The sequence below is a fragment of the Kitasatospora sp. MBT63 genome, assembly GCF_000710465.2.
In the GTDB taxonomy this organism is placed as follows: domain Bacteria; phylum Actinomycetota; class Actinomycetes; order Streptomycetales; family Streptomycetaceae; genus Kitasatospora.
The window spans coordinates 4,638-13,975 of record NZ_JAIZ01000488.1 but is presented as its reverse complement, the minus strand read 5'-3'; the positions used below and the strand labels follow the sequence as shown (position 1 = coordinate 13,975).

The following is a 9,338-nucleotide window of genomic DNA, read 5'->3' as shown; positions in this document are numbered from 1 at the left end:
CCGCCCGGGCGACCCGCGCCCCGACCCGCCGGTCCCGCCCTATCCCCCGCCACCCGGCCCCGACCCGGAACCCCCGGTCCCCCGCCCGGCGGGGTGAGCCGGCCGGCAGCGTAGCGGGGTGATCCTTCGGTCCCGAGCCGGTCACTTCGGCAGATCGGCGGCGAGGAAGGGGGCAAGGAGCGCGAACAGTGCGTCGGGGCGGTCGAGGGGGATGATGTGGCCGCAGTCCTGGAGCTGGTGTCCGACCAGGTCATCGGCGATGGGACGGAGTTGGCGTTCGAGCCCGGCGCCGATGGGGTAGGAGCCGACGGCCATGGTGGGCATCGTCAGCCGAGCCGTCGCGACGGCGTCCTGGATCTGCTGCGCGCTGGTGGGCAGGGCCCGGTAGTAGGAGAACGCGCAGCGAAGGGCCTCGCTCCCGGTGTATGCGTGGACGAAGGCCGCACGGATGTCGTCGGGTACTCCTCGCCCGAGCGTCCCCGCATCGAGGAACCAGTCGATGTACGGGGCCTCGTTGCCGGCCAGGACGGTCTCGGCGAGGCCGGGGACGGCGTGGAAGCCGAACCACCACGGCGCGCCGCCCGCGAAATGTTCGACTCCGGGCAGGCGGCCGAGCAGTGCCTCCATCACGACCAGGCGCCGGACGAGGCCGGGCCGGCGCAGCGCGAGCAGGACGGCGGGGGCGGTGCCCGCGTCGATGCCGACCACCGCGGCCGAGGGCTCGCCGAGTGCGTCGAGCAGCCCTTCGGCGTCGGCGGCCAGGGTGCCTGCGTCGTAACCCTCGACGGCACGTTCACTGGCGCCGAAGCCTCGCAGGTCCGGGGCGATGACCCGGTACCGCTTGGCCAGTCGGCCCATGATGCTGCTCCAGAGCTGCCAGGTGTGCGGGAAGCCGTGCAGCAGGAGAACTGCGGGTCCGTCCCCGGCGACGGCGACGTTGAGTTGGACGCCGTTCGTCTCGATGCGGCGCAGTTGGTGTCCGGTGGCGGCGGGCATGACGGCTCCTCCAAGTGGTTACCATTGGTTACCTCAGAACGATAGGTAACTGCCCGGCCGGTTCCTAGACGGCACTTTCAGGGAAGGTGGTGAGCCACAGGTGACCACCCGAGGAGCCCGGGCCGCCGGTCGCGGGGTACGCGGCGATCTGTTCGATCCCCACTGCCCGACGCGGCAGTTGCTGGACCGCATCGGCACGAAGTGGACGTCCATGGCCGTCAAGACGCTCGCCGATGCCGCACCGGACGAGGTGCGCTTCGCGGAGCTGAGACGCCGGATGCCCGGCGTCTCGCAGAAGATGCTGTCCGTGACGCTGCGGAGCCTGACCCGCGACGGGCTGGTGTCGCGTCGGGTCGAACCGACCGTGCCGCCGCGGGTCTTCTACCGACTCACCGCACTCGGGCTGTCCCTGGAAGCCGTGCTGGCGGGGCTGCGGACCTGGGCGGAGGATCACATGGCCGAGATCGACCGCGCCAACGAAGCCACCGACCAGGAGGCCGACGATGAGGGATAGACAGGCCGGCTCCGCGCTCGGTACCGGTTGACCGCGTTCAGCGGCCGCGCAGCGTGCCCACCGTGCTGCCGGTGCGTTCGCGCAGCAGGATCCGCAGGGTGTTGGCGTGCTCGTAGCCGACCCGGCCGGCGATGGCCTCCAGCGAGAGGTCGGTGGTGCGCAGCAGGTGGGAGGCGTGTTCCACCCGGAGGTCCTGGACGAACCGCACCGGGGAGGTGCCGAGGGTGCGGCGGACGGCCCGTTGGAGGGTGCGTTCGCTGACGCCTAGCGAACGCGCGGCGTCGCCGAGTGCGAGCGGCCGGTCGAGGTGTTGGCGCGCCCAGTGTTCGAAGGCGGCGACGAGTGGATCGTGCTGGGCGAGCGCGCTCGTGATGGTGTAGGCCGACTGCGAGGGGCGCTCGTCGATCACCAGGTAGCGGGCGACCAGGTCGGCCAGCGCGGGGCTGTTCATCCGGACGATCGCCAGTGCGAGGTCCACGTGCCCGAAGGCCGCACCGGCCGTCGTCACGCCGTCCGAGGTGGTGACCATCCGGGTCTGGTCCACCGTGACGTCCGGGTAGCGCCCGCGGAAGACCGGCGCCAGCCACCAGCTCGTGGTGGCCCGCCGCCCGTCCAGCACCCCGGACTCCGCCAGCAGGAAGGTGCCCGTACAGGCCGAGGCGACCGGCGTGCCGCGTTCCCGGGTCTCGGCCACCAGCCGCCGTACGGACACCGAGGCGGGCCCCGACACGTGCTCGATGAGGGCCTCGGGCCGCCGTTCGGCGAGCGCCGGGACGAGCAGCAGGTCGGCGCGGACGGCCTCGGCGACCGGCGCGGTCGTCACCGTGTGCCCCATCCCGGTGCGGACCCGGCGGCGGAAACCGACGGTCGTGACCTGCCAGGCCGGTGGCGGCTGCGGCAGCTCGCCCCGCATGGCGTTGGCCGCCTCCAGCACGTCGAGGACCGCCGAGAGGCCGGAGTCGAACACGCCGTCGTAGGCCAGCACCGCGAGCTCCATGTCGGGAACGGTAGCAGAGTCGTCGTTTACGACACTGGGCCGAGCCCGGCGGCGCCCGTAGGTTCGATCACGCCCCGCAGGAAAGGGGCACCCGACGAGATGGGAGCGACCACCATGAACATCGGCCTGCTGGCACGGATCGAAGCCAAGCCCGAGTACGCCGACCAGGTCGAGACGATGCTGCGCGAGGCGGTACGGCTCGCCAACGAGGAGGCGCACACCACGGCCTGGTTCGCCTTCCGGGAGAACGCCACCACCTTCGGCGTCTTCGACACCTTCGAGAACGAGGAGGGGCGCGCCGGGCACCTCGGGGGCAAGATCGCCGCGACCCTGATGGAGGCGGCGCAGACCATGCTGAGCTCCGCCCCGGACATCCGCCCCGTCGACCTCCTGGGGGTCAAGCTCCCCTGACCGGACCGGACCTGACCTGACCTGACCTGACCGGCCGGTGGGATGCCCGCGTGTCCCACCGGCCGCGCAGCCCGCGGCGGGCCACATCCCGGTGCGGGGCCGGAGCGGGATCGCGGGGATAATCCGATCATGGATGCCGGAGTGGTGGGGATCGGGGCGCAGCCGGAGGTGGCAGGGCCGGGGCGGCCCCCGCGGGTCACGGGCTGGGGGTTGCGTGCCGTCACGGCCGCGGACGTCGAGGCGATCGCCGACCTGCGGGCCGAGGTCATGCGCGCGGACCTGGAACGCCTCGGGCGCTACGACGGGCACCGGGTGCGACAGCGGTTCCGGGACTCCTGCTCCCCCCGGTACACCTCGGTCGTCACGGTCGGCGGGGAGCTCGCGGGCTGCGTCACCCTCCGGCCGCCGAGGACGGCAGGCAGTGGCTGGAGCACTTCTACCTGGCCCCGCAGCACCAGGGCCGGGGACTCGGTTCCGCCGTCCTGCGCGAGCTGCTGGAGCGGACCGACCGGCAGGGCGCGACCGTGGTCCTGCACGTCCTCCAGGGCAGCGCCGCCCGCCGGCTCTACGAACGCCACGGCTTCGCCCTGGAGACCCAGGACCCGGTCGACGTCCTCCTTCTCCGCCCGCCGGGGCAGGGCGGCGGCGCGTAGCGCCGCTGCGCGGCGGGGGACCGCGGTCCGGGCGCGGCCGTCAACTTGCGGGGCGGTGTGAGAACGCGGGCGTGGGGCAGGCGAGGTCGCGTGAGGCCGCCGGGCCCGGTCCCGCGGCGGCGGGAGCCGGGAGGGCGGCCTCGCGTCAACCGACGGAAGGGAACGCAGCGATGAGTACGCGGATCTGGAACTACCAGGAGACTGCCGGCCACCTCGAGGGGCTCGACCTGGTGGGCTACAAGGTCGAGGCGTCCGACGGGCACATCGGGCGGATCGACCGGCACTCGGCCGAGGTCGACTCCTCGTACGTGGTCGTCGACACCGGCGTGTGGATCTTCGGCCGGCAGGTGCTGCTCCCGGCGGGCACCATCGCCCGGATCGACACCGAGGAGCAGAAGGTCTGGGTCGACGCCACCAAGGACCAGATCAAGGACTCACCGGAGTTCCATCCGGACAAGCACACCGACGACCCCGACTACTACAACCTGATCGGCGGCTACTACCTCGGCGGGTTCCCGCCGATCCGCTGAGCCGAATTCGGGTGGGCAGCGGGCCCGGCACCCGTTTGGGTCCCGGGGCGCCGGGCAGGCGAGCCGCATGACTCCGCAGCCCGCCGCGGGCCCGCCAGAGCACGTCCCGCCCGGGCACGTCCCCGACATCGCGTCCCGGCGGGCCGTCGCCGGGGACTCCGAGAGCACCCGGACCGTCCTGGTGGCCACCGCCGCCAACCTGGTGATCGCCGTCGCGAAGCTCTTCACCGGGATGCTCGGCGGCTCCGCGGCGATGCTCTCCGAGGCGGCCCACTCGTTCGCCGACACCGTCACCGAGCTGCTGCTCCTGACGGCGCTGCGCCGCTCGGACCGGCCCGCGGACGAGGAGCATCCGTTCGGCTACGGCCACGAGGCGTACTTCTGGGCCTTCCTCGCCGCGCTGGCCACCTTCCTGGCGGGTTCGCTGGTCTCCGTCGTGCGCGGCGTGCAGGAGATCACCGCGGGGAGCGAGCCGGGCCACTACCCGCTCTCGTACGCGGTGCTGGCGCTGGCCGCCGTCTGTGAGGGGGTCTCCTGGCGGCAGGCGGCGCGGCAGGTCCGCCGGGAGGCGGCGCGCTGGCGGGTCTCCTCGCTGCGGCTGCTGAGGGTCACCCCGGACACCACGGTCAAGGCCGTGGCCCTGGAGGACTCCGCCGCGCTGGTCGGCCTGGTCATCGCGGCGGGCGGGCTGGCGGGCTCGCAGCTGACCGGCTCCCCGGTCTGGGACGGCATCGCGTCGGTGCTCATCGGCGTGCTGCTGGCGGTGGTGGCGGTCGTGTTGACCAGCGCCAACAAATCGCTGCTGATCGGGCAGTCGGTGCCGCCCGCGATGCGGGAGGCGCTGCGCGCGGAGCTCCTGGCGATTCCCGAGACGGCCCGGGTGATCACGCTCTTCACCATGGTGCTCGGCCCGCGCGAGGTTCTGCTCGCGGCCCGGGTCGACTTCCACGACGAGCACGGTTCGGCCGCCGTCGAGGCGGCGTGCGAGACGGCGGAGCGGCGCATCCGCGAACGCTTCCCGACCGTCGGTCAGGTGTTCATCGATCCCACCCCGCCGTGGTCGGACGCGGCGGGCGATCCGGCGCAGGAGGAGGAACGGAATGGCGAGGGCTGAGGGTGTCCGCAGCGGGGTACGGCCCGCCGCCGAGGTGGCGCGGGAGTACGAGCGGGTGCGGGCGGCCAACGGGGGTGCCCGCCGCCGGGGAGCCCTGGCGGCCTACCGCTGGGCGCTGGGTCTGGCCCGGTCGGGACCGCTGACCGGCACCCCGGCCCGCGAGGTGCCGACGCTGGAGGTGCTCACCGCCGAGGTGGACGCCTCCCTCGTCCAGCTGGAGGCCTCGACCCGGCCGTCGGTGGGCCGGGAGTACATCGAGGGTGCGCACGACGCGCTGGCGTGGGTGTGCGGCCACACCGACACCCGGCCCTGACCCGACCTCCGCCGGTCCGGCCATGTCGGCGACCACCCGCTGGTTTGAACCGTCCGATCGCGGTCACACGACCTGTCGAGGCCGGGTCCCAAGGGTCCCGGGTACCGGCCTCGGCAGCCGGCTCCCGGGTCTGACGACGACCGAACGGCCCGGGGGCGGCGCTGCCCCAACCGGCTCCCCGCTCCGACCGGCCGCACTGCGCCGTCCGGTCGATCTCGGGCCCGGCTGCGGAGCGTCCCGCGCCGGGGAGGCCCGTCCGTCCGTACGGTGATCGGGTCCGCGTCCCGCCAACGGCTGGAGTCCGATGCCCGACAGGAGTCCCCGCTCCCGGTGGCCTGCCGTCGCGGCCGTCCTGGCGGTGCTCGCCCCGGTCCTCGGCGGCTGCGGGAGCAGCGGTGGCGGCGCCGGGACGGTGACCCTCAACTGGTACAACTTCCCGGACGATTCGGGCGCGCTGCAGCAGGCAGCCGAGCGGTGCAGCCAGGCCTCGCAGGGCCGCTACGTGATCCGGTACAACAAGCTGCCGCGGACCTCGGACGGGCAGCGGCAGCAGCTCGTGCGGCGGCTCGCCGCGCACGACGCCGGGGTCGACATCATGGGCCTGGACGTCACCTGGCCCGCCGAGTTCGCCGAGGCGGGCTGGATCCGCGAGTGGACCGGTGAGCGCAAGCAGCAGGCCACCGCCGACACCCTCGACGCCGCCGTCCGGACCGCGACCTGGAAGGACCGGCTGTACGCCGTCCCGTACAACTCGAACACCCAACTGCTCTGGTACCGCGACGACCTGGTCCCGACGCCGCCGAAGAGCTGGCCCGAGATGCTCGCCCAGGCGGAGGCCCTGGCCAAGGCGGGGAAGCCGCACTACGTCGAGATCCAGGGCGCGCAGTACGAGGGCCTGACGGTCTGGTTCAACACCCTGGTCACCAGCGCGGGCGGGTCGATCCTCACGCCCGACGCCCAGGCGCCCTCGCTCGGTCCGCCGGCCGTGGTCGCGGCGGGGATCATGCACGACACCGCCGTCTCGGCGGCCGCCGATCCTTCGCTGCCCAACCAGATGGAGGACCAGAACCGGCTCGCCATGGAGTCCGGCACGGCCGCCTTCGAGCTCAACTACCCCTTCGTCTACCCGTCGATGAAGGCCAATCAGCCGGACCTGTTCCCGCACTTCAAGTGGGCCCCCTACCCCGGGGTCACCGCCGACCGGCCGGCCACCGTGACCATCGGCGGCATCGACCTGGCGGTCGGCACGTACACCCGGCAGCCCGACCTCGCCTTCGAGGCGACGCTGTGCCTGCGCGACCGGGAGAACCAGCTCGCCAACGCGCTGGAGGGCGGCCTGCCGCCGTCGCTGCGCAGCCTGTACCAGGCCGCGGAGCTGACCGAGAGCTACCCGTTCGCGGCGGACGTGCTGGCCGCCCTCGACACCGCCAGCGTGCGGCCGCAGACCCCCGCCTACCAGAACGTGTCGATCGCCATCTCGCACTCGCTGTCACCGCCCGCCTCGATCCGGCCGGAGAGCACCATCGCCGACCTCCGCGGCCAGATCCAGGACGCCCTCGGTTCCAAGGGGTTGATCCCGTGAGCCCGTCCGCCGAGTCCGCCGAGGCCACCGGAGCCGCAGAGGCCGCCGCCGGACGCGGCCGGGCCGAGCTGTCCGAGGGTGCCCGGCAGGAGCGCCGGCTCGGCCTGCTGCTGTGCGCGCCCGCGGTGGTCGTGATGGTCGCCGTCACCGCCTACCCCATCGCCTACGCGGTCTACCTCTCGCTCCAGCGCTACGACCTGCGCTTCCCCGGCCAGGCCCACTGGGTCGGGCTCAGCAACTACGGGGCGGTGTTGTCCTCGCCGTTCTGGTGGCAGGCGCTGTGGGTGACGGTGCTCATCACGGTGGTCTCGGTGGCGGTCGAGCTGGTCCTCGGGATGGCGCTGGCGCTGGTGATGCACCGGGCGGTCTTCGGCCGGGGCACGGTCCGTACCGCGGTCCTGATCCCGTACGGCATCGTCACCGTGGTCGCCGCGTACTCCTGGCAGTACGCCTGGACCCCGGGCACCGGGTACCTGGCGGCCCTGCTGCCGGCCGGCAGCGCGCCGCTGACCGACCAGTGGCAGGCGATCGGGCTGATCATCCTGGCCGAGGTGTGGAAGACCACGCCGTTCATGGCGCTGCTGCTGCTCGCCGGACTCGCCCTCGTCCCCGGGGAGACCGTGCGCGCGGCGATGGTCGACGGGGCGAACTTCTGGCAGCGGCTGCGGCTGGTGATCCTGCCGCTGATGAAGCCGGCCATCCTGGTCGCGCTGCTGTTCCGGACCCTGGACGCGTTCCGGATCTTCGACAACATCTATGTGCTGACCGGTGGCTCCAACGACACCGGATCGGTCTCGATCCTGGGCTACGACAACCTCTTCACCGCCCTCAACCTCGGCATCGGGTCGGCGATCTCGGTGCTGATCTTCCTGTGCGTGGCGGTCATCGCCTTCTGCTTCATCAAGATCTTCGGCGCATCGGCGCCGGGCGGCGAACCGGAGCGGCGATGATGTCCCACCGCGGCAGGACCCTCACCGGCTGGGGCGTGGTCAACCTCATCGTGGTGCTGTACGCGCTGTTCCCGGTCTGGTGGATCGTGGCACTCTCGTTCAAGGACCCGAGCACCCTCAGCGACGGCGACTTCATCCCGCGCGAGTGGACCTGGGCCAACTACCGCGGCATCTTCCAGACCTCGGAGTTCACCCGGGCGCTGATCAACTCGATCGGCATCGCGGTGATCGCCACCACCATCGCGGTGGTCCTCGGCACCATGGCCGCGTACGCGGTGGCCCGGCTGCGCTTCCCCGGCAAGCGGCTGCTGATCGGCATGTCGCTGCTGATCGCGATGTTCCCGCCGATCTCCCTGGTCTCGCCGCTGTTCAACATCGAGCGCGTGCTCGGCATCTTCGACACCTGGGCCGGGCTGATCATCCCGTACATGACCTTCTCGCTGCCGCTGGCCATCTACACCCTCTCCGCGTTCTTCCGGGAGATCCCCTGGGACCTGGAGAAGGCGGCCAAGGTGGACGGCGCCACCCCCTGGCAGGCGTTCCGGCTGGTGATCGCGCCGCTCGCGGCGCCCGGCGTCTTCACCACCGGGATCCTGGTCTTCATCTTCTGCTGGAACGACTTCCTGTTCGCGATCTCGCTGACCTCCACCACCGCCGCGCGCACCGTCCCGGCGGCGATCGCCTTCTTCACCGGCAGTTCCCAGTTCCAGCAGCCGACCGGCTCGATCGCGGCGGCCGCCGTGGTGATCACCGTGCCGATCGTGGTCTTCGTGCTGCTGTTCCAGCGCCGCATCGTCGCCGGTCTCACCGCCGGCGCAGTCAAGGGATGAGCCCGCCCGCCCGGGCGGACCAGGAAGGCGAACCGTGGCCGAGATCGTGCTCGACGGCATCACCAAGCGCTACCCGGACGGTGCCCTCGCCGTCCGCGAGTTCGACCTCACCATCGCCGACGGCGAGTTCGTCATCCTGGTCGGCCCCTCCGGGTGCGGCAAGTCCACCACCCTCAACATGATCGCGGGGCTGGAGGACATCACGGAGGGCACGCTGCGGATCGACGGCCAGGTCGTCAACGACCGCGCGCCCAAGGACCGCGACATCGCGATGGTGTTCCAGAGCTACGCCCTCTACCCGCACATGAACGTCCGCGACAACATGGGCTTCGCGCTGCGGCTCGCCAAGACCGACAAGGCCGTCATCAACGCGAAGGTGGAGGAGGCCGCCCGCATCCTCGACCTCACCGCTCACCTGGACCGCAAGCCGGCCAACCTCTCCGGCGGG

The 9,338-nt window shown here is 72.3% G+C and carries 11 protein-coding genes and 1 pseudogene; 10 read left to right on the top strand and 2 right to left on the bottom strand.

Features of this window, described 5'->3' with window-relative positions; all coding sequences use genetic code 11:
• Positions 1–141: 141 nt before the first annotated feature.
• Positions 142–996: an alpha/beta fold hydrolase gene (locus AA75_RS26585; RefSeq protein ID WP_033822788.1), complete on the bottom strand. Its 855-nt coding sequence runs from the start codon at positions 994–996 to the stop codon at positions 142–144.
• A gap of 100 nt (positions 997–1,096) precedes the next feature.
• Between AA75_RS26585 and AA75_RS26580 the strand changes: the two genes are divergently transcribed.
• Positions 1,097–1,510 (top strand): helix-turn-helix domain-containing protein, encoded by a 414-nt coding sequence (locus tag AA75_RS26580; RefSeq protein ID WP_033822787.1) that lies wholly within the window; start codon positions 1,097–1,099, stop codon positions 1,508–1,510.
• Positions 1,511–1,547: 37 nt separating this feature from the next.
• On the opposite strand, the gene AA75_RS26575 is transcribed toward AA75_RS26580, so the two are convergent.
• Complete coding sequence (locus AA75_RS26575; RefSeq protein WP_033822786.1) at positions 1,548–2,507, bottom strand: GlxA family transcriptional regulator; 960 nt, start codon at positions 2,505–2,507, stop codon at positions 1,548–1,550.
• Between the two features lie 99 nt (positions 2,508–2,606).
• Here AA75_RS26575 and AA75_RS26570 point away from each other — a divergent pair, with 99 nt between their 5' ends.
• The 9 genes and pseudogenes from AA75_RS26570 to AA75_RS26530 form a co-directional block, all read left to right on the top strand.
• A complete protein-coding gene (locus AA75_RS26570; RefSeq protein ID WP_233289201.1) occupies positions 2,607–2,918 on the top strand; it encodes a putative quinol monooxygenase in 312 nt (103 codons plus the stop codon).
• Positions 2,919–3,185: 267 nt separating this feature from the next.
• Positions 3,186–3,571, top strand: a pseudogene (locus AA75_RS26565) (N-acetyltransferase family protein).
• A gap of 170 nt (positions 3,572–3,741) precedes the next feature.
• Positions 3,742–4,101 (top strand): hypothetical protein, encoded by a 360-nt coding sequence (locus AA75_RS26560; protein WP_033822785.1) that lies wholly within the window; start codon positions 3,742–3,744, stop codon positions 4,099–4,101.
• Between the two features lie 67 nt (positions 4,102–4,168).
• Complete coding sequence (locus AA75_RS26555) at positions 4,169–5,215, top strand: cation diffusion facilitator family transporter (RefSeq protein WP_082526846.1); 1,047 nt, start codon at positions 4,169–4,171, stop codon at positions 5,213–5,215.
• Positions 5,202–5,528 (top strand): hypothetical protein, encoded by a 327-nt coding sequence (locus tag AA75_RS26550; RefSeq protein ID WP_051813427.1) that lies wholly within the window; start codon positions 5,202–5,204, stop codon positions 5,526–5,528. The genes AA75_RS26555 and AA75_RS26550 overlap by 14 nt, the downstream gene beginning before the upstream one ends.
• A gap of 304 nt (positions 5,529–5,832) precedes the next feature.
• Positions 5,833–7,110 carry an ABC transporter substrate-binding protein gene (locus tag AA75_RS26545; protein WP_051813424.1) on the top strand — a complete coding sequence of 426 codons (1,278 nt, stop codon included), beginning with the start codon at positions 5,833–5,835 and terminating at the stop codon, positions 7,108–7,110.
• 68 nt (positions 7,111–7,178) lie between these two features.
• Positions 7,179–8,060 (top strand): carbohydrate ABC transporter permease, encoded by an 882-nt coding sequence (locus tag AA75_RS26540; RefSeq protein ID WP_233289202.1) that lies wholly within the window; start codon positions 7,179–7,181, stop codon positions 8,058–8,060.
• Positions 8,060–8,890 carry a carbohydrate ABC transporter permease gene (locus AA75_RS26535; protein WP_033822784.1) on the top strand — a complete coding sequence of 277 codons (831 nt, stop codon included), beginning with the start codon at positions 8,060–8,062 and terminating at the stop codon, positions 8,888–8,890. Before AA75_RS26540 ends, AA75_RS26535 begins: the two co-directional genes overlap by 1 nt.
• Positions 8,891–8,924: 34 nt before the next feature.
• Positions 8,925–9,338, top strand: a 414-nt coding sequence (locus AA75_RS26530; RefSeq protein ID WP_033822783.1) for an ABC transporter ATP-binding protein, incomplete at its 3' end; no start/stop codon positions are given.

What these genes read in the sequence shown, in the direction of transcription:
- AA75_RS26535 (WP_033822784.1), top strand. Translation starts at nt 8,060, where the DNA reads ATGTCCCACCGCGGCAGGACCCTCACCGGCTGGGGCGTGGTCAACCTC.
- AA75_RS26545 (WP_051813424.1), top strand. Translation starts at nt 5,833, where the DNA reads ATGCCCGACAGGAGTCCCCGCTCCCGGTGGCCTGCCGTCGCGGCCGTC.
- AA75_RS26560 (WP_033822785.1), top strand. Translation starts at nt 3,742, where the DNA reads ATGAGTACGCGGATCTGGAACTACCAGGAGACTGCCGGCCACCTCGAG.
- AA75_RS26555 (WP_082526846.1), top strand. Translation starts at nt 4,169, where the DNA reads ATGACTCCGCAGCCCGCCGCGGGCCCGCCAGAGCACGTCCCGCCCGGG.
- AA75_RS26585 (WP_033822788.1), bottom strand. Translation starts at nt 996, where the DNA reads ATGCCCGCCGCCACCGGACACCAACTGCGCCGCATCGAGACGAACGGC.
- AA75_RS26550 (WP_051813427.1), top strand. Translation starts at nt 5,202, where the DNA reads ATGGCGAGGGCTGAGGGTGTCCGCAGCGGGGTACGGCCCGCCGCCGAG.
- AA75_RS26570 (WP_233289201.1), top strand. Translation starts at nt 2,607, where the DNA reads ATGGGAGCGACCACCATGAACATCGGCCTGCTGGCACGGATCGAAGCC.
- AA75_RS26575 (WP_033822786.1), bottom strand. Translation starts at nt 2,507, where the DNA reads ATGGAGCTCGCGGTGCTGGCCTACGACGGCGTGTTCGACTCCGGCCTC.